The organism is Streptomyces sp. 15-116A (assembly GCF_025290915.1).
Taxonomy (GTDB): Bacteria; Actinomycetota; Actinomycetes; order Streptomycetales; family Streptomycetaceae; genus Streptomyces.
The window spans coordinates 1-18,363 of the sequence record NZ_JAOCQE010000119.1 but is presented as its reverse complement, the minus strand read 5'-3'; the positions used below and the strand labels follow the sequence as shown (position 1 = coordinate 18,363).

Annotated in this window: 17 protein-coding genes and 1 pseudogene; 1 reads left to right on the top strand and 17 read right to left on the bottom strand. The window is 70.5% G+C overall.

Annotation, left to right across the window (positions count from 1 at the left end; translation table 11 throughout):
• The 14 genes and pseudogenes from N4P33_RS19715 to pyrR all read right to left on the bottom strand — a co-directional run.
• Positions 1-749: pseudogene (locus N4P33_RS19715) on the bottom strand (primosome assembly protein PriA); the annotation flags it as partial.
• A 363-nt stretch (positions 750-1,112) separates the two neighbouring features.
• A complete protein-coding gene (gene metK / locus N4P33_RS19710) occupies positions 1,113-2,321 on the bottom strand; it encodes a methionine adenosyltransferase (protein ID WP_260827957.1) in 1,209 nt (402 codons plus the stop codon).
• 238 nt (positions 2,322-2,559) lie between these two features.
• Positions 2,560-3,762 carry a bifunctional phosphopantothenoylcysteine decarboxylase/phosphopantothenate--cysteine ligase CoaBC gene (coaBC, locus tag N4P33_RS19705; protein ID WP_260827956.1) on the bottom strand — a complete coding sequence of 401 codons (1,203 nt, stop codon included), beginning with the start codon at positions 3,760-3,762 and terminating at the stop codon, positions 2,560-2,562.
• A 114-nt stretch (positions 3,763-3,876) separates the two neighbouring features.
• The gene (gene rpoZ / locus N4P33_RS19700) at positions 3,877-4,149 is read right to left on the bottom strand and encodes a DNA-directed RNA polymerase subunit omega (protein ID WP_004933985.1); all 273 of its coding nucleotides are present in this window, start codon (positions 4,147-4,149) and stop codon (positions 3,877-3,879) included.
• Positions 4,150-4,211: 62 nt separating this feature from the next.
• Positions 4,212-4,805 carry a guanylate kinase gene (gmk, locus tag N4P33_RS19695; RefSeq protein ID WP_260827955.1) on the bottom strand — a complete coding sequence of 198 codons (594 nt, stop codon included), beginning with the start codon at positions 4,803-4,805 and terminating at the stop codon, positions 4,212-4,214.
• Between the two features lie 37 nt (positions 4,806-4,842).
• Entirely contained in the window at positions 4,843-5,166 is a 324-nt protein-coding gene (locus N4P33_RS19690) for an integration host factor (protein WP_003977346.1), read from the bottom strand.
• 253 nt (positions 5,167-5,419) lie between these two features.
• The gene (gene pyrF / locus N4P33_RS19685) at positions 5,420-6,265 is read right to left on the bottom strand and encodes an orotidine-5'-phosphate decarboxylase (protein ID WP_260827954.1); all 846 of its coding nucleotides are present in this window, start codon (positions 6,263-6,265) and stop codon (positions 5,420-5,422) included.
• Positions 6,262-7,368, bottom strand: coding sequence for a quinone-dependent dihydroorotate dehydrogenase (locus tag N4P33_RS19680; RefSeq protein ID WP_260827953.1), 1,107 nt, complete (start codon positions 7,366-7,368; stop codon positions 6,262-6,264). Before N4P33_RS19680 ends, pyrF begins: the two co-directional genes overlap by 4 nt.
• Positions 7,369-7,437: 69 nt before the next feature.
• The gene (gene carB / locus N4P33_RS19675; RefSeq protein ID WP_260827952.1) at positions 7,438-10,746 is read right to left on the bottom strand and encodes a carbamoyl-phosphate synthase large subunit; all 3,309 of its coding nucleotides are present in this window, start codon (positions 10,744-10,746) and stop codon (positions 7,438-7,440) included.
• Entirely contained in the window at positions 10,739-11,881 is a 1,143-nt protein-coding gene (gene carA / locus N4P33_RS19670) for a glutamine-hydrolyzing carbamoyl-phosphate synthase small subunit (RefSeq protein WP_260827951.1), read from the bottom strand. Before carA ends, carB begins: the two co-directional genes overlap by 8 nt.
• Positions 11,878-12,447 (bottom strand): hypothetical protein, encoded by a 570-nt coding sequence (locus N4P33_RS19665; protein ID WP_260827950.1) that lies wholly within the window; start codon positions 12,445-12,447, stop codon positions 11,878-11,880. Before N4P33_RS19665 ends, carA begins: the two co-directional genes overlap by 4 nt.
• Positions 12,444-13,730 (bottom strand): dihydroorotase, encoded by a 1,287-nt coding sequence (locus N4P33_RS19660; protein WP_260827949.1) that lies wholly within the window; start codon positions 13,728-13,730, stop codon positions 12,444-12,446. Before N4P33_RS19660 ends, N4P33_RS19665 begins: the two co-directional genes overlap by 4 nt.
• A gap of 4 nt (positions 13,731-13,734) precedes the next feature.
• On the bottom strand, positions 13,735-14,715 hold the full coding sequence (locus tag N4P33_RS19655; protein ID WP_260827948.1) for an aspartate carbamoyltransferase catalytic subunit: 981 nt from the start codon (positions 14,713-14,715) through the stop codon (positions 13,735-13,737).
• A gap of 118 nt (positions 14,716-14,833) precedes the next feature.
• The gene (pyrR, locus tag N4P33_RS19650; RefSeq protein ID WP_260827947.1) at positions 14,834-15,418 is read right to left on the bottom strand and encodes a bifunctional pyr operon transcriptional regulator/uracil phosphoribosyltransferase PyrR; all 585 of its coding nucleotides are present in this window, start codon (positions 15,416-15,418) and stop codon (positions 14,834-14,836) included.
• Between the two features lie 285 nt (positions 15,419-15,703).
• On the opposite strand from pyrR, the gene bldD reads away from it, so the two are divergent.
• On the top strand, positions 15,704-16,207 hold the full coding sequence (gene bldD, locus N4P33_RS19645) for a transcriptional regulator BldD (RefSeq protein ID WP_020938842.1): 504 nt from the start codon (positions 15,704-15,706) through the stop codon (positions 16,205-16,207).
• Between the two features lie 183 nt (positions 16,208-16,390).
• Here the strand turns inward: bldD and nusB are convergent, their stop codons facing one another.
• From nusB to N4P33_RS19630, 3 genes are all read right to left on the bottom strand, one after another.
• Entirely contained in the window at positions 16,391-16,822 is a 432-nt protein-coding gene (gene nusB / locus N4P33_RS19640; RefSeq protein ID WP_260827946.1) for a transcription antitermination factor NusB, read from the bottom strand.
• A gap of 2 nt (positions 16,823-16,824) precedes the next feature.
• Positions 16,825-17,391 carry an elongation factor P gene (gene efp, locus N4P33_RS19635; protein ID WP_260827945.1) on the bottom strand — a complete coding sequence of 189 codons (567 nt, stop codon included), beginning with the start codon at positions 17,389-17,391 and terminating at the stop codon, positions 16,825-16,827.
• A 68-nt stretch (positions 17,392-17,459) separates the two neighbouring features.
• On the bottom strand, positions 17,460-18,363 hold a 904-nt coding region (locus tag N4P33_RS19630), incomplete at its 5' end, for an aminopeptidase P family protein (protein WP_260827944.1).

Here is an 18,363-nt window from a genome sequence, read left to right as displayed (position 1 = left end):
ACGGCCCGTCCGTCCGGCAGGACGACGAGCGCGCCCCGCCCCGAGGCCAGCGTGGCGGCGACGGCACGGGCCAGCTCCTCGCTCCACTGCGGACCGGGCAGGGCGTGCCAGACGGCCCGTGGGGCGCCTCCCGAGGCCAGTGACTCCAGGAACGCGGGCCCCTGCTCGTAGCGCGCCCAGGAGCCCGCCTCGGGCGCCGGGGGCGGGGGCAGGGGCGCGGGCGAGGGGCGCTGTTCCGCGCGCGCGTTGCGCGGGGGCACGGCGAGCTGCAGCACATCGGCGAGGCTTCCGGCGTACCGGTCGGCGACGGCGCGGGCGAGCCCCAGCAGTTCCTCGCTGAGCACCGGCTCGGGCGAGACCACCTGGGCCAGCGCCGCGAGGGGCCCCGAGTAGTCGGACTCGGCGAGCCGCTCGATCAGGAACCCGTCGATCAGTCCGCCGCCCTCACGGCGTCCCTCGCGCACCCGGTGCCGCCCGGCCCCGAACCGCACCCGCACCCGCACACCGGGCTGGGCGTCGGCGTCGAGCTCCTCGGGGACGGCGTAGTCGAAGTACCGGTCGAGATGCAGCACGCCCTTGTCGACGAGCACACGCGCGACCGGCAGCTCCCCGGCCAGCTTGGCCCCGCGCCAGGTGCGCGGCTTGGCCCGGGGTGCCTTGGCCTTGCGCACGCTCTCCCGGATGAGCGCGAGCTGCTCCGGCGGCGCACCCTCCGCGCCGCCGTCCGCCGGTCCGTTCTCGCTGCTCACGCTTGCATTCTTACCAAACGCCACTGACAGCGACGCCGGCCCGAGATCTCACCGGGTGCGGACAACGAACGCCGTACGGCGCTTCTGCCTTGGGCCGCTCGGCCATACCGGTCCAGGACCGGCAGCAGGATTCGAACCTGCGAGGGGACTTCCCCGGAAGTATCCGCGCCCATCGCACCGGGCCGACGCGCCGCACCAGCGTAGGGCGCCCGCACACCCACCCGCGACGGCTTTTACGGCGCCCCCTCCGAGAGGGCCCGGGCCACCAACATCCCCAAAGACCGAGGCCCGGCATCCCGACAAGCCGAGGCCCGGCGCCCCCACAGGGACGCCGGGCCTCGGCGAGACGCGAAAGGGCGTGGCCTACAGCCCCGCCGCCTGGCGCAGCGCGTCCACGCGGTCCGTGCGCTCCCAGGTGAAGTCGGGCAGCTCACGGCCGAAGTGGCCGTACGCGGCGGTCTGGGAGTAGATCGGGCGCAGCAGGTCCAGGTCGCGGATGATCGCGGCCGGACGCAGGTCGAAGACCTCGTCGATGGCCTGCTCGATGCGCTCGGTGTCGATCTTCGCGGTGCCGAAGGTCTCGACGAACAGACCCACCGGCTCGGCCTTGCCGATCGCGTACGCGACCTGGACCTCGCAGCGGGAGGCCAGACCGGCCGCGACCACGTTCTTCGCGACCCAGCGCATCGCGTACGCGGCCGAGCGGTCCACCTTGGACGGGTCCTTGCCGGAGAAGGCGCCGCCGCCGTGGCGGGCCATACCGCCATAGGTGTCGATGATGATCTTGCGGCCGGTGAGGCCGGCGTCGCCCATCGGGCCGCCGATCTCGAAGCGGCCGGTGGGGTTGACCAGCAGCCGGTAGTTCTCGGTGTCCAGCTTGATGCCGTCGTCGAGCAGCGCCTTCAGCTCCGGCTCCACGACGAACTCGCGGATGTCGGGGGCGAGCAGCGACTCCAGGTCGATGTCGGAGGCGTGCTGCGAGGAGACGACGACCGTGTCGAGGCGGACGGCCTTGTCGCCGTCGTACTCGATGGTGACCTGCGTCTTGCCGTCGGGGCGCAGGTAGGGGATGGTGCCGTTCTTGCGCACGTCGGACAGGCGCTTGGACAGGCGGTGCGCCAGGAAGATCGGCAGCGGCATCAGCGTCGGCGTCTCGTCCGTCGCGTAGCCGAACATCAGGCCCTGGTCGCCGGCGCCCTGCCGGTCCAGCTCGTCGTCGTCGCCCTCGACGCGGGCCTCGTAGGCCGCGTCGACGCCCTGCGCGATGTCGGGGGACTGGGCGCCGATCGACACCGAGACACCGCAGGAGGCGCCGTCGAAGCCCTTCTTCGAGGAGTCGTAGCCGATCTCGAGGATCTTGCCTCGGACCAGCGTCGCGATGTCCGCGTACGCCTTGGTCGTGACCTCACCGGCCACGTGCACGAGACCGGTGGTGATGAGCGTCTCGACGGCTACCCGGGAGGTCGGGTCCTCGCGGAGCAGCGCGTCGAGAATGGTGTCGCTGATCTGGTCAGCGATCTTGTCGGGGTGACCCTCGGTCACGGACTCCGAGGTGAACAGACGACGGGACACAACGCTCCCTGGGGTTGCAGCGGCTGCTGGCTGATCATTGGCGGACGGCGGGGGCTGCACCCGGCGCCGTCCTTGGAACAGTTTATCGGTCGCGCATCGCCACGGGGTCCCCTGTCTCGCCTCTCGGGAGCGCTGTGACCTGCGGCACGGGCATTCTGCCCAGCAACCGGTGGTGTTGGCCAGAGGCGCCACGCACCGGTGAGCGTGGTTTCAAAGGGCCGGACGGCGGATGCCGGGCTCAGCCGAGACGCTCGGCCACCAGGTCCCACACCGTCTCGGCCAGGGCTTCCTTGGGTCCGTGGGCGACCGGGGTCTCGCTGCCGTCGGCGCCCAGCACCACGGCCTCGTTCTCCTCGGAGCCGAAGGTCTTGCGCTCCCCCACCTCGTTCACCACGAGCAGATCGCAGCCCTTGCGCTTCAGCTTGGCGCGCCCGTTGGCGAGGACGTCGTCGGTCTCGGCGGCGAAGCCGACGATCACCTGTCCGGGGCGGGCCCGTTCGGCGGAGATCTCGGCGAGGATGTCGGGGTTGCGGACCAGGGTGATGGGGGCGGGCTCCTGGTCGTCCTTCTTCTTGATCTTCCCGGCCGCGTAGGCGGCGGGGCGGAAGTCGGCGACGGCGGCGGCCATGACCACCGCGTCGGCGTCGGCGGCGGCCCGCAGCACCTCCTCGCGCAGCTGGACGGCCGTGCCGACGGGCACGACGTCCACGCCGGCCGGGTCGGGCAGGGCGGTGTTGGCTGCGATCAGCGTGACCCGGGCGCCCCGGGCGGCGGCGGTGCGGGCGAGGGCGTAGCCCTGCTTGCCGGAGGAGCGGTTGCCGAGGAAGCGCACGGGGTCGAGGGGCTCGCGGGTGCCTCCGGCGCTGACCACGACGTGCCGGCCCTTGAGATCGGGCTCGGTGACCCCGCGGGCCAGCACCCGGCGGCACACCTCGAAGATCTCGCCCGGGTCGGGCAGCCGCCCCTTGCCGGTGTCGACGCCGGTGAGACGGCCGACGGCCGGTTCGATCACGACGGCGCCCCGCGCGCGCAGGGTGGCGACGTTGTCCTGGGTGGCCGGGTGCTCCCACATCTCGGTGTGCATGGCCGGCGCGAAGACGACGGGACATCGGGCCGTGAGCAGGGTGTTGGTGAGGAGGTCGTCGGCGAGGCCGTGGGCCGCCTTGGCGAGCATGTCGGCGGTGGCCGGGGCGACGACCACCAGATCGGCCTGCTGCCCGATGCGGACGTGCGGCACCTCGTGGACGTCGTCCCACACCTCGGTGGAGACGGGGTTCCCGGAGAGCGCGGACCAGGTGGCGGCGCCGACGAACTGCAGCGCGGAGGCGGTGGGCACGACACGGACGTCGTGTCCCGACTCCGTCAGCCTGCGGAGCAGCTCGCACGCCTTGTAGGCGGCGATGCCGCCGCTGACTCCCAGAACGACCTTCGGCTTGTCCACCGTCTCTCCCCGCTCTCCCCCGGCTCGGACTCGTACACCCCCATCACACACCACAGGCCCGGCAGACGTACTGCCGGGCCTGTGGAAAAGTCAGCACCAGGATGCTGATACGACTTACTGACCGGGGCCCTCGACGGCCTCGGAGGTCAGCAGTCCCGCGTTGATCTCGCGCAGGGCGATCGAGAGCGGCTTCTCGTGGACGTGGGTGTCGACGAGGGGACCGACGTACTCGAGCAGGCCCTCGCCGAGCTGCGAGTAGTACGCGTTGATCTGGCGGGCCCGCTTGGCCGCGTAGATCACGAGGCTGTACTTCGAGTCCGTGGCCTCGAGGAGCTCGTCGATCGGCGGGTTGATGATGCCCTCGGGCGCGGAGATGGAAGAGGACACGCTCTACCTTCCGATGGATGGGAAAGATTCAGTCGGTGCGACCGGTGAGCGACTGCTCACGCTCACACGACGTTCATCAAGGCTAGCAGCTCGCGGGCCACGTCCTCGACGGAGGTGTTGACCAGGGTCGAGTCGAACTCCGCCTCGGCCGCGAGTTCGGTCTTCGCGGCCTGCAGCCGGCGCTCGATCACCTCCGGCGATTCGGTGCCTCGCCCGGTGAGCCGGCGCACGAGCTCCTCCCAGGAGGGCGGAGCCAGGAACACCAGCTGCGCCTCGGCCATGGACTCACGGACCTGCCGGGCACCCTGGAGATCGATCTCCAGCAGGACCGGCACACCCGCCTCCAGGTGCTCGATGACGGCCGCGCGGGGCGTGCCGTAGCGGTTGCCGGCGAACTCGGCCCACTCCAGCAGCTCACCGTTGGCGATCAGCTTGTCCATCTCCTCGTCGGTGACGAAGAAGTAGTGGACGCCGTGCTGCTCACCTGGACGGGGCTTGCGGGTCGTCGCCGACACCGAGAGCCAGACCTCGGGGTGTTCCTTGCGCATATGAGCGACGACCGTGCTCTTGCCGACCCCCGAGGGGCCGGAGAGCACGGTCAGCCGCGGACGTACGTCCGGGGGCACGGGGGTCGTCCCCCGGGGTGTTGCAGCCATGCAGCGATTATTCCAGCAATGCCGGGGTGCCCGGGACTCAGGACCCGGTGCTGCCGAACTCGCGCTCCAGGGAGGCGATCTGGTTGGAACCGAGACCCCGCACGCGGCGGCTCTCGGAGATGCCCAGTCGCTCCATGATCTGCTTGGCGCGGACCTTGCCCACGCCCGGCAGCGACTCGAGCAGGGCGGAGACCTTCATCTTGCCGATGACGTCGTTCTCCTGGCCCTGCTTGATGACCTCGTGAAGGGAGGCGCCGGAGTGCTTGAGTCGATTCTTGACCTCGGCCCGCTCCCGGCGAGCCGCGGCGGCCTTTTCGAGCGCGGCTGCGCGCTGTTCAGGGGTAAGGGGCGGAAGAGCCACGCCTACGTCACCTCGGATGTCGAACTGTCGGATACGGACCGGTGAGGAACCTAGTCGCCCCACACCTGGGGAGCCACGAGCAACACGCTTGCCCGTTCTCTCGTCGGAGACTAGCGGTCAACTCCGCAAGAGTCAGCGAGAACAGCGGAAAAGTCCTGGTCAGCCTCCGTCAGGCCGGACATTGAGGACATACTGCCCCGGATTTGTGGATGTATCCAGACCCCGGCGGCCCTCCACCGTCCCCGCGAAGGGTTCAGGCCGCCGTCACCGCGGCCCTGATCTCCTCCGCGAAACGCTCCGCGGCGTCACGCAGCGTGGTCGCGTCGGGACCGTGGCGCAACACTCCCCGGCTGACGTTCGGCACCACATTGCGCACCGCGCTGCCGAAGACCGCCGGAAGATCGGCCGCCTTGGCGCCCTGCGCCCCGATGCCGGGCGCGAGGAGCGGGCCGTTGATGTCCAGGTCGTACGACGACAGGTCACCCAGCGTGGCACCGACGACCGCGCCGAAGGACCCCAGGGGCTCCTCCCCCGCGTTCTCGACGGACAGGTGCCCGAGCATCGTCGCGCCGACGGTCCGCCCGTCGTGGCGCACCGCGTGCTGCACCTCGCCGCCCTCCGGGTTGGAGGTCAGCGCCAGCACGAACAGGCCCGTGCCGCTCTCCCGGGCCAGCGCGACGGCCGGGCTGAGCGAGCCGTAGCCGAGGTACGGCGAGACCGTGAGCGCGTCGGAGAACAAAGGCGCGTCCTTGTGCAGGAACGACTCGGCGTACGCGGCCATGGTGGAGCCGATGTCGCCGCGCTTGGCGTCCATCACCACCAGCGCGCCGGCCGCCCGCGCCTCCCGCACGGTCTTCTCCAGCACGGCGACACCGCGCGAGCCGAAGCGCTCGAAGAAGGCGCTCTGCGGCTTGAGCACCGCGACCCGGTCGGCGACCGCCTCGACGACGGTGCGGCTGAACCGCTCCAGGCCCGCCACGTCGTCGTTCAGGCCCCACTCGGACAGCAGGGAGGCGTGCGGGTCGATGCCGACGCACAGCGGTCCGCGCTCGTCCATGGCCCGGCGCAGCCGCGCGCCGAAGGGTTCGAGACCGGTCATGCCGATGTCCTCACGTCGGCGCCCACCGCGTCGGCGAGCGTGGCGTACGGGCTGGTGCGCAGGCGCGCGGCGAGCCCCTTGTGGATGGCTCGGGCCCAGAAGGGGCCCTGGTAGATGAAGGCGCTGTACCCCTGGACCAGCGTGGCACCGGCCAGGATGCGCTGCCAGGCGTCCTCGGCGTTCTCGATGCCGCCGACGCCGATCAGGGTGATCCGGTCGCCCACGCGCGCGTGCAGGCGCCGCAGCACCTCCAGGGAGCGCTCCTTGAGGGGCGCCCCGGACAGGCCGCCGGTCTCCTGGACCAGCGCGGGTGCGGAGCGCAGTCCGAGTCCCTCGCGGGCGATGGTGGTGTTGGTGGCGATGATCCCGTCCAGGCCGAGCTCCACGGCGAGGTCGGCGACCGCGTCGACGTCCTCGTCGGCGAGGTCGGGTGCGATCTTCACCAGCAGCGGCACGCGGCGGGTGGTGACGGTGCGGTCGGCGGCCTCGCGCACGGCGCTCAGCAGCGGGCGCAGCTGGTCCACGGCCTGCAGGTTGCGCAGCCCGGGCGTGTTGGGCGAGGAGACGTTGACGACCAGATAGTCGGCGTACGGGGCGAGCCGCTCGGCGGACTTCACGTAGTCGAGGACGGCCTCGTCCTCCGGTACGACCTTGGTCTTGCCGATGTTGACGCCGACCACGGCCTTGAAGACGGGCTTGCGGGAGGCCAGCCGCGCGGCGACCTTGAGCGAGCCCTCGTTGTTGAAGCCCATGCGGTTGATCAGCGCCCGGTCGGCGACCAGGCGGAACAGCCGCTGCTTGGGGTTGCCGGGCTGCGGCTCCCCGGTGACGGTGCCGATCTCGACGTGGTCGAAGCCGAGCATGGCCAGGCCGTCGATGCCCACGGCGTTCTTGTCGAAGCCGGCGGCGAGCCCGAAGGGGCTGTGCAGACGCAGCCCCAGCGCCTCGGTGCGCAGCTCCTTGAAGCGGGGCGCGAGCACGGCGGCGACGAAGGTCCGCAGCACGGGCACGCGCGCGATCAGCCGGATCCAGCGGAAGGCCAGGTGGTGGGCCTGCTCGGGGTCGAGCCGGCGGAAGACCAGGCGGAAGAAGAGCTTGTACATCGGTGAAGGTGTCCCAGGTGTGCTCATGAAGAGGGGGACACCGTTCTCGGTGTCCCCCTCGTCGGGCTGCTAGTCGCGGGCCGCCGTCAGGTGTTCGGCGTGTTCCTGGAGCGAGCGGACGCCGACGTCGCCGCGGTTGAGGGCGTCGATGCCCTGGACCGCCGCCGCGAGCGCCTGGACCGTCGTCAGGCACGGCACGGACCGCGCCACCGCCGCCGTACGGATGTCGTAGCCGTCGAGGCGGCCGCCGGTGCCGTACGGGGTGTTGACGATGAGGTCGACCTCGCCGTCGTGGATGAGCTGGACGATGGTCTTCTCGCCGTTCGGCCCGGGGCCCTCGGACTGCTTGCGCACCACCGTGGCGTTGATGCCGTTGCGCTTGAGCACCTCGGCCGTGCCGGAGGTGGCCAGCAGCTCGAAGCCGTGGGCGACCAGCTCGCGCGCCGGGAAGATCATCGAGCGCTTGTCGCGGTTGGCGACCGAGATGAACGCCCGGCCCTTCGTCGGCAGCGGGCCGTACGCGCCGGCCTGCGACTTGGCGTACGCCGTGCCGAAGACGTTGTCGATGCCCATGACCTCGCCGGTGGAGCGCATCTCCGGGCCGAGGACCGTGTCGACGCCGCGGCCGTGGATGTCCCGGAAGCGGGACCACGGCATGACGGCCTCCTTGACGGAGATCGGCGCGTCCAGCGGCAGTTCGCCGCCGTCGCCGTTCGCCGGGAGCAGCCCCTCGGCGCGCAGCTCGGCGATGGTGGCGCCCAGCGAGATCCGCGCGGCGGCCTTGGCGAGCGGCACCGCGGTCGCCTTCGAGGTGAAGGGCACCGTGCGCGAGGCACGCGGGTTGGCCTCGAGGACGTAGAGGATGTCCCCGGCCAGCGCGAACTGGATGTTGATCAGGCCGCGCACCCCGACACCGCGCGCGATGGCCTCCGTGGAGGCGCGCAGGCGCTTGATGTCGAAGCCGCCGAGGGTGATCGGGGGCAGGGCGCAGGCCGAGTCGCCGGAGTGGATACCGGCCTCCTCGATGTGCTCCATGACGCCGCCGAGGTACAGCTCTTCGCCGTCGTAGAGCGCGTCGACGTCGATCTCGATGGCGTCGTCGAGGAACCGGTCGACGAGCACCGGCCGCGAGGGGCTGATCTCGGTCGACTCGGCGATGTACGACTCCAGCCGGGTCTCGTCGTAGACGATCTCCATGCCGCGTCCGCCGAGGACGTAGGAGGGGCGGACGAGGACCGGGTAGCCGATCTCGTCGGCGATGGCCTTGGCCTCGGCGAAGGTGGTGGCGGTGCCGTGCTTGGGGGCGGGCAGGCCGGCCTCCTTGAGCACGCGGCCGAAGGCGCCGCGGTCCTCGGCGGCGTGGATGGCCTCGGGGGAGGTGCCGACGATCGGCACGCCGTTGTCCTTCAGCGCCTGCGACAGACCCAGTGGGGTCTGGCCGCCGAGCTGGACGACCACGCCCGCGACCGGTCCGGCCTGCTGCTCGGCATGGACGATCTCCAGCACGTCCTCGAGCGTCAGTGGCTCGAAGTACAGGCGGTCGGAGGTGTCGTAGTCGGTGGAGACGGTCTCCGGGTTGCAGTTGACCATCACGGTCTCGTACCCGGCGTCGCTGAGCGCGAAGGACGCGTGGACGCAGGAGTAGTCGAACTCGATGCCCTGGCCGATGCGGTTGGGGCCCGAGCCCAGGATGATCACGGCCGGCTTCTCGCGCGGGGCGACCTCGGTCTCCTCGTCGTAGGAGGAGTAGAAGTACGGCGTCTTCGCGGCGAACTCGGCGGCGCAGGTGTCGACCGTCTTGTAGACCGGGCGGATGCCGAGGGCGTGCCGGACCTCGCGGACGACGTCCTCGCGCAGGCCGCGGATCTCACCGATCTGCTGGTCGGAGAAGCCGTGCCGCTTCGCCTCGGCCAGCAGCTCGCGCGTCAGCTCGGGCGCCTCGGCCAGCTCGTCGGCGATCTCCTTGATGAGGAAGAGCTGGTCGACGAACCAGGGGTCGATCTTCGTGTACGCGAAGACCTCCTCGGGCGTGGCGCCGGCGCGGATGGCCTGCATGACGGTGTTGATGCGCCCGTCGGTCGGCCGGACGGAGGCCTCCAGCAGCTCCTGCTTGTCGCCGGGCTCGCCCACGAACGTGAACTGGCTGCCCTTCTTCTCCAGCGAGCGCAGCGCCTTCTGGAAGGCCTCGGTGAAGTTCCGGCCGATGGCCATGGCCTCGCCGACCGACTTCATGGTGGTGGTCAGCGTCGAGTCGGCGCTCGGGAACTTCTCGAAGGCGAACCGCGGCGCCTTGACGACCACGTAGTCCAGGGTCGGCTCGAACGAGGCCGGGGTCTCCTGGGTGATGTCGTTCGGGATCTCGTCCAGCGTGTAGCCCACGGCGAGCTTCGCGGCGATCTTGGCGATGGGGAAGCCGGTCGCCTTGGAGGCGAGCGCCGAGGACCGCGACACGCGCGGGTTCATCTCGATGACGATGACGCGGCCGTCGGCCGGGTTCACCGCGAACTGGATGTTGCAGCCGCCGGTGTCGACACCGACCTCGCGGATCACGGCGATGCCGATGTCCCGCAGGATCTGGTACTCGCGGTCGGTGAGCGTCATCGCGGGCGCGACGGTGATCGAGTCGCCGGTGTGGACGCCCATCGGGTCGAAGTTCTCGATGGAGCAGACGACCACGACGTTGTCGTGCTTGTCGCGCATCAGCTCCAGCTCGTACTCCTTCCAGCCGAGGATGGACTCCTCCAGGAGCACCTCGGTGGTCGGGGAGAGCGTGAGGCCCTGGCCGGCGATGCGGCGCAGCTCCTCCTCGTCGTGCGCGAAGCCGGAGCCGGCGCCGCCCATGGTGAAGGAGGGGCGGACGACGACCGGGTAGCCGCCGAGCTCCTCGACGCCCTTGAGGACGTCGTCCATGGAGTGGCAGATGTAGGAGCGGGCGGACTCGCCGTGGCCGATCTTCTTGCGGACCTCCTCCACGACCTCCTTGAACTGGTCGCGGTCCTCGCCCTTGTGGATCGCCTCCACATTGGCGCCGATCAGCTCGACGCCGTACTTGTCGAGGACGCCGTTCTCGTGCAGCGAGATCGCGGTGTTCAGGGCCGTCTGGCCGCCCAGGGTGGGCAGCAGGGCGTCCGGGCGCTCCTTGGCGATGATCTTCTCGACGAACTCCGGGGTGATCGGCTCGACGTACGTCGCGTCGGCGATCTCCGGGTCGGTCATGATCGTCGCCGGGTTGGAGTTGACCAGGATGACGCGCAGGCCCTCGGCCTTGAGTACGCGGCACGCCTGGGTGCCGGAGTAGTCGAACTCGGCGGCCTGGCCGATGACGATCGGGCCGGAGCCGATGACCAGGACGGACTGGATATCGGTGCGCTTAGGCACGCTGGCCCTCCATCAGGGAAACGAAGCGGTCGAACAGGTAGGCGGCGTCGTGCGGGCCGGCTGCCGCTTCGGGGTGGTACTGGACGCTGAAGGCCGGCTTGTCGAGGAGCCGGAGGCCTTCCACCACGTTGTCGTTGAGGCAGACGTGGGAGACCTCGGCGCGGCCGTAGGGGGTCTCGGAGACCTTGTCGAGCGGGGCGTCCACGGCGAAGCCGTGGTTGTGCGCGGTGACCTCGACCTTGCCGGTCGTACGGTCCTGCACGGGCTGGTTGATGCCGCGGTGGCCGTACTTCAGCTTGAAGGTGCCGAAGCCGAGGGCGCGGCCGAGGATCTGGTTGCCGAAGCAGATGCCGAACAGCGGGGTGCCGCGCTCCAGCACCGCCCGCATCACGGAGACCGGGTGGTCGGCGGTGGCCGGGTCGCCGGGGCCGTTGGAGAAGAACACGCCGTCCGGGTTGACGGCGTAGACGTCCTCGACGCTCGCGGTGGCCGGGAGGACGTGCACCTCGATGCCGCGCTCGGCCATCCGGTGCGGGGTCATGCCCTTGATGCCGAGGTCGACGGCGGCGACGGTGAACTTCTTCTCGCCGATCGCGGGGACGACGTACGGCTCGGTGGTGGCGACCTCGGCGGAGAGGTCGGCGCCCTTCATCTCGGGGGCCTGGCGCACCTCGGCGAGCATGGTGCCCTCGTCGGGCAGGGCCTGGCCGGAGAAGATGCCGACGCGCATGGCGCCGCGCTCGCGCAGATGGCGGGTGAGAGCACGGGTGTCGATGCCGGAGATGCCGACGACGCCCTGGGCGCGCAGCTCGTCGTCCAGCGTGCGGCGGGAGCGCCAGCTGGACGGCACGCGCGCGGGGTCGCGGACGACGTAACCGGAGACCCAGATCTTCCTGGACTCCATGTCCTCGTCGTTGACGCCGGTGTTGCCGACGTGCGGGGCGGTCATCACGACCACCTGGCGGTGGTACGACGGGTCGGTGAGGGTCTCCTGGTAGCCGGTCATCCCGGTGGAGAACACGGCTTCGCCGAAGGTCACCCCCACGGCCCCGTAGGCACGGCCGCGGAACATCCGGCCGTCCTCGAGGACGAGTACGGCGGGAACCCGGGCGGCTCCCCTGGTGGAGGTCGTCATCGTTCGGCGCCTTCCGTGCTGGTGGTTTCGATCATGGAGTTGAGGGTGGCGACCCACTCGTTGTGCTCGGCCGCGTGGTCGGAGCGGAAGCCGGAGTCGATCAGCCGCTCGCCGTGCGCCCAGGTCACCACCAGCAGGCCGCCCTCGGTGAGGACCTTGCCGGCGATGCCCTTGTCGAGCCGGGCCTCGCGCAGTGCGCCGGCCGGGATGAAGAAGTCGTTCGCCCCGGGGCGTACGACGTCCAGTCCGGCGTCGGTCAGTGTGAGCTCGGCCCGGCTGCGGGTGCCCAGGCCGTGCGCCACGATGCGGTCGAGCCACTGCCCGGCGGTGGTGGAGCCGTGGTAGCGGCCGCTCATGCTCAGTCTCGCCGGACCCGGGTCGTCCGGCGCGCTGTGCAGCTCCGGCAGGTCGCTCTGGAGCGTGCCGCGCCACTTCCAGCCCTCGCGCATCAGCCAGTAGACGAGCGCGACGAACAGGGCGAGTCCGACGACCCAGCCGATGCGGGCGGCCCAGTCGGTCACTTCCGCCGATTCCTTCCCGGCGGCCAGCAGGAGTACAGGTGTCACGTGAGCTTCCCGTCGACGAGCGTGGCCTTGCCCCGGAGCCAGGTGTGCGTGACACGACCCGGCAGCTCGCGCCCCTCGTAGGGGGTGTTGCGGCTGCGCGAGGCGAAGCCCGCGGGGTCCACGGAGCCACGGTATGCCGTGTCGACGAGGGTGAGGTTGGCGGGCTCACCTGCCGAGACGGGGCGGCCGTGGCCGTCGGCCTGTCCGATCCGGGCGGGCGTGAAGGACATGCGGTCGGCGACGCCGGCCCAGTCCAGCAGGCCCGTGTCGACCATGGTCTCCTGGACCACTGACAGCGCGGTCTCCAGGCCGACCATGCCCATGGCGGCGGCGGCCCACTCGCAGTCCTTGTCCTCGTGCGGGTGCGGGGCGTGGTCGGTGGCGACGATGTCGATGGTGCCGTCGGCGAGCGCCTCGCGCAGCGCCATCACGTCGCGTTCGGTGCGCAGCGGCGGGTTGACCTTGTAGACCGGGTTGTACGTCCGCACCAGCTCGTCGGTGAGGAGCAGGTGGTGCGGGGTGACCTCGGCTGTGACGTCGATGCCGCGGGACTTGGCCCAGCGGACGATCTCGACGGACCCGGCGGTCGACAGGTGGCAGATGTGCACGCGGGAGCCGACGTGCTCGGCGAGCAGCACGTCGCGGGCGATGATCGACTCCTCGGCGACGGCCGGCCAGCCGCCGAGACCGAGCTCGGCGGAGACGATGCCCTCGTTCATCTGGGCGCCCTCGGTGAGCCGCGGCTCCTGAGCGTGCTGGGCGATGACACCGCCGAAGGCCTTCACGTACTCCAGGGCCCGCCGCATGATCACGGCGTCGTGGACGCATTTGCCGTCGTCGGAGAAGACGGTGACCCCGGCGGCCGACTCGTGCATGGCGCCCAGCTCGGCGAGCTTCTGCCCCTCCAGGCCGACGGTGACGGCGCCGATCGGCTGCACGTCGCAGTAGCCGTGTTCCTTGCCGAGCCGCCACACCTGCTCGACGACACCGGCGGTGTCGGCCACGGGGAAGGTGTTGGCCATGGCGAACACGGAGGTGTAACCGCCGCTCGCCGCCGCGCGGGTGCCGGTGAGGACCGTCTCGGAGTCCTCGCGGCCGGGCTCGCGCAGGTGGGTGTGCAGGTCGACCAGGCCCGGGAGCAGCACCTTGCCGTCGGCCTCGACCACCTCCGCCCCCTCGGCGCTCAGGTCCGCGCCGACCTCAGCGATGGTCTCGCCGTCGATCAGGACGTCCTGCGGCTCGCCGCCGAGCACCTTCGCACCACGGATCAGGATCTTGCTCATGTTCTTACTTCTCCTCGGTGGTACGGGCGTGGGTGACGGCGGGTTCGTTGCCGCCCAGCAGCAGGTAGAGGACGGCCATCCGGATGGAGACGCCGTTGGCGACCTGCTCCACGACGGTGCAGCGGTCGGAGTCGGCGACCTCGGCGGTGATCTCCATGCCGCGGACCATCGGGCCGGGGTGCATCACGATCGCGTGCTCCGGCATCCGCGCCATCCGGTCGCCGTCGAGGCCGTAGCGCCGCGAGTACTCACGCTCGGTGGGGAAGAACGCGGCGTTCATCCGCTCGCGCTGGACGCGCAGCATCATCACGGCGTCGGACTTGGGCAGCGTCGAGTCGAGGTCGTAGGAGACCTCGCAGGGCCAGGTGTCGATGCCGACCGGCAGCAGGGTCGGCGGGGCGACGAGGGTGACCTCGGCGCCGAGGGTGTGCAGCAGGTCCACGTTGGAGCGGGCGACCCGGCTGTGCAGGACGTCGCCGACGATGGTGATGCGCCGGCCGGACAGGTCCTGGCCGATCCCGGCGTCCCGGCCGACGAGCCGGCGCCGCATGGTGAAGGCGTCGAGCAGCGCCTGGGTGGGGTGCTGATGGGTGCCGTCACCGGCGTTGATGACGTGCGCGTCGATCCAGCCGGAGGTGGCGAGGCGGTACGGGGCCCCGGAGGCGCCGTGCCGGATGACGACGGCGTCGACGCCCATGGCCTCCAGGGTCTGGGCGGTGTCCTTCAGGGACTCGCCCTTGGAGACGCTGGAGCCCTTGGCGGAGAAGTTGATGACGTCCGCGGACAGCCGCTTCTCGGCGGCCTCGAAGGAGATCCGGGTGCGGGTGGAGTCCTCGAAGAAGAGGTTGACCACGGTCCGGCCGCGCAGGGTGGGCAGTTTCTTGATCGGCCGGTCCGCGACCCGGGCCATCTCCTCGGCGGTGTCGAGGATCAGGACGGCGTCGTCGCGGGTGAGGTCGGCGGCCGAGATGAGATGACGCTGCATCTGTCAGGCTCCGTAAGGCAGTTCATTCGGGAGGTTCGGGGCAGAACCGGGCAGAGGGGTGCGGGTGACCGTGCGTGCGCGGACGCACGGAGGCACGGGTGCCCGCTCTGCTGATCTGCTACTGATCGGCCCGCTTGGCGCCGAGCAGCACGGTGTCGCGACCGTCCTCCTCGGCGAGCTGGACCTTGACCGTCTCCCGCAGCGACGTGGGGAGGTTCTTGCCGACGTAGTCGGCGCGGATGGGCAGTTCACGGTGGCCGCGGTCGACGAGCACGGCGAGCTGCACCGCGCGGGGGCGCCCGATGTCGTTCAGCGCGTCGAGGGCGGCGCGGATGGTGCGGCCGGAGAACAGCACGTCGTCGACGAGGACGACGAGGCGGCCGTCGATGCCGTCACCGGGGATCTCGGTACGGGCCAGCGCACGCGGCGGGTGCATGCGCAGGTCGTCGCGGTACATGGTGATGTCCAGCGAGCCGACCGGGACCTTGCGCTCGGTGATCTGCTCGAGCTTGGCGGCGAGCCGCTGGGCGAGGAAGACACCCCGGGTCGGAATGCCGAGGAGCACCACGTCGTCGGCACCCTTGGCGCGTTCGACGATCTCGTGGGCGATGCGGGTCAGTACGCGCGCGATGTCAGGACCTTCGAGAACGGGTCGTGCATCGACGGGCCGCGCATCGGACGGTGAGTCCTGCTGCTTGTCCATACGAAACGGACCTCCTTCTCCGCCTCACGGGACGGACCTTAAAGGACGTCGGGATTGCGTCACCCACGGTATCAGGTCGCCGCGAAACCCTTGATCGCCCCCCGGTCACCCCGCGAGAGGGCTCCGATCACCCGTTTGGCTCAAGCGATCTTCGCTACCACGGAAGAGTCGGTGTGGACCATTCGGCTTGACGCACGAGAGTAACGCTGCGTAACCTCACAGTGAGTTACCAGCTGCGCGGCAGGAAACCCATCCCGCCGCGTCGACCCAGTGCCGGGGAGCTATATGTCCAGCGAATACGCCAAACAGCTCGGGGCCAAGCTCCGGGCGATCCGCACCCAGCAGGGCCTTTCCCTCCACGGTGTCGAGGAGAAGTCCCAGGGACGCTGGAAGGCGGTCGTGGTCGGTTCGTACGAGCGCGGCGACCGCGCGGTGACCGTTCAGCGCCTTGCGGAGCTGGCGGACTTCTACGGCGTTCCGGTGCAGGAGCTGCTGCCGGGCACCACTCCGGGCGGCGCCGCCGAGCCGCCGCCGAAGCTGGTCCTCGACCTGGAGCGGCTGGCCACGGTGCCGGCCGAGAAGGCGGGCCCCCTTCAGCGCTACGCGGCGACCATCCAGTCGCAGCGCGGCGACTACAACGGCAAGGTCCTCTCCATCCGCCAGGACGACCTGCGCACCCTCGCCGTCATCTACGACCAGTCCCCCTCGGTCCTCACCGAGCAGCTGATCAGCTGGGGCGTCCTCGACGCGGACGCCCGGCGCGCGGTGGCCACACACGAGGACGCGTAACGCTCCGCGGGCTGAGCAGAAACGTGCCGCCGGGGTGACCGGACCTGTTTGGGTCCGGCCACCCCGGCGGCTTTGTCATACGCGGTGATGACGACGCTGCTAGGGGCGCGGGGAACTGCGCGACAAGCCACGGATGACCCGCACCCGCACACCGAACCGCACCCCTACGGCGTCTGGGCGGACCTACGCCTCGCGACGCAACGAAGGCTTGAGTTCCTTCAGCCGGCCCAGGAGCCCGTTGACGAACGAGGGCGACTCGTCCGTCGAGAACTCCTTCGCCAACTGCACCATCTCGTCCAGCACAACGGCGTCCGGCGTCTCGTCGACCCAGATCAGCTCATACGCACCAAGACGAAGGATGTTGCGGTCCACCACCGGCATCCGGTCCAGCGTCCAGCCGACCGCGTACTGCGCGATCAGCTCGTCGATCCGCTTCGCGTGCTCCGCGTAGCCCTCGACGAGCTGCATCGTGTACTCGCTCACCGGCGGCTGCCGGGTGTCGGACCGGGCGTGCCGGATCCAGTCACCGAGCACGGTCAGGACGTCGGCGCCGCGCTGGTCGCCCTCGAAGAGGATCTGGAAGGCACGCTTGCGGGCCGTGTTGCGGGCAGCCACGGTTAGCTGTTCACCCGGCCGAGGTAGTCGCTGCTGCGGGTGTCGACCTTGATCTTCTCACCGGTGGTGATGAAGAGCGGGACCTGGATCTGGTGGCCGGTCTCCAGCGTCGCGGGCTTGGTGCCGCCGGTGGAGCGGTCACCCTGGACGCCCGGCTCGGTCTCGGCGACGGTCAGCTCGACGGCGGCGGGGAGCTCGACGAAGAGCACCTCGCCCTCGTGCTGGGCGACGGTGGCCTCGAAGCCCTCGACGAGGAAGTTCGCGGCGTCGCCGACGACCTTGCGGTCGATGTGCAGCTGGTCGTAGGTCTCCATGTCCATGAAGACGAAGTAGTCGCCGTCCATGTAGGAGAACTGCATGTCGCGCTTGTCGACGGTGGCCGTTTCGACCTTGACGCCGGCGTTGAAGGTCTTGTCGACGACCTTGCCGGAGAGCACGTTCTTGAGCTTGGTGCGCACGAAGGCCGGGCCCTTACCGGGCTTGACGTGCTGGAACTCGACGACGGACCAGAGCTGGCCGCCTTCGAGCTTGAGCACCATGCCGTTCTTGAGGTCGTTCGTGGAAGCCACGGTTGAGGATTCTCCTGGACTGGACTGACGTGGACGACCCCGGGGCAGGCAGACGCACAGCGCGAAGGCTAGAGCGCGAGCAGCTCCTTGGTCGTGATGGTGAGTAGCTCGGGTCCGCCGTCCGCCTCGGGGCGTACGACGAGCGTGTCATCGATCCGGACACCGCCCCGTCCCGGGAGGTGGACCCCCGGTTCGACGGTGACCGGCACGCAAGCGTCCAGTTTACCCATGGCCGCGGGGGCCAGCTGAGGGTCCTCGTCGATTTCGAGTCCTACGCCGTGACCGGTGAGGGGTGGCAGGGCGTCGGCGTAGCCCGCGGAGTCCAGTACCTGGCGGGCCGCATGGTCGACGTCCCGGCAGGCCGCGCCGGGGACGAGGGACTCCCGGCCGGCCCGCTGCGCGGCGAAGACGAGGTCGTAGAGCTCGATCTGCCAGTCCGCCGGGGCCGTGCCGATCACGAACGTGCGGCCGATCTCGCAGCGGTAGCCGCGGTAGGTGGCGCCCAGGCAGACGGAGAGGAAGTCGCCCTCCTCGACACGGCGGTCGGTGGGGCGGTGGCCGCGGCGGCCGGCGTTCGGGCCGGTGGCCACGGAGGTGGGGAAGGCGGGGCCGTCGGCGCCGTGGTCGACGAGGCGGCGCTCCAGTTCGAGCGCGAGGTGGCGTTCGGTACGGCCTACGAGGATGGATTCGAGGAGTTCGCCGAGGGCCTGGTCGGCGATCTCCGCGCCGATGCGGAGGCAGGAGATCTCCTCCTCGTCCTTGATGATCCTGAGTTGTTCGACCGTGCCGCCGATGTTGGCGAGGCGGAGGGTGGGGGCCGCGTCGCGGATGGCTCGGTGGCGGGTGACGGTGAGGTGGTGCTCCTCCACGGCGAGGGAGTCGGCGCCCTGGGTGGCGGCGAGGGTGGCGGCGGCGAGGGCGGGGTCGGTGGTGGTGCCGGGGGTGATGTGGAGGGGGAGGGTCTCGTCGGGG

Excerpts from the sequence above, each read along its gene's own strand:
- carA (WP_260827951.1), bottom strand. The coding sequence starts at position 11,881 with ATGACGACCTCCACCAGGGGAGCCGCCCGGGTTCCCGCCGTACTCGTC.
- pyrF (WP_260827954.1), bottom strand. The coding sequence starts at position 6,265 with ATGACCGGTCTCGAACCCTTCGGCGCGCGGCTGCGCCGGGCCATGGAC.
- gmk (WP_260827955.1), bottom strand. The coding sequence starts at position 4,805 with ATGGCTGCAACACCCCGGGGGACGACCCCCGTGCCCCCGGACGTACGT.
- pyrR (WP_260827947.1), bottom strand. The coding sequence starts at position 15,418 with ATGGACAAGCAGCAGGACTCACCGTCCGATGCGCGGCCCGTCGATGCA.
- N4P33_RS19660 (WP_260827949.1), bottom strand. The coding sequence starts at position 13,730 with ATGAGCAAGATCCTGATCCGTGGTGCGAAGGTGCTCGGCGGCGAGCCG.
- N4P33_RS19655 (WP_260827948.1), bottom strand. The coding sequence starts at position 14,715 with ATGCAGCGTCATCTCATCTCGGCCGCCGACCTCACCCGCGACGACGCC.
- bldD (WP_020938842.1), top strand. The coding sequence starts at position 15,704 with ATGTCCAGCGAATACGCCAAACAGCTCGGGGCCAAGCTCCGGGCGATC.
- N4P33_RS19680 (WP_260827953.1), bottom strand. The coding sequence starts at position 7,368 with ATGTACAAGCTCTTCTTCCGCCTGGTCTTCCGCCGGCTCGACCCCGAG.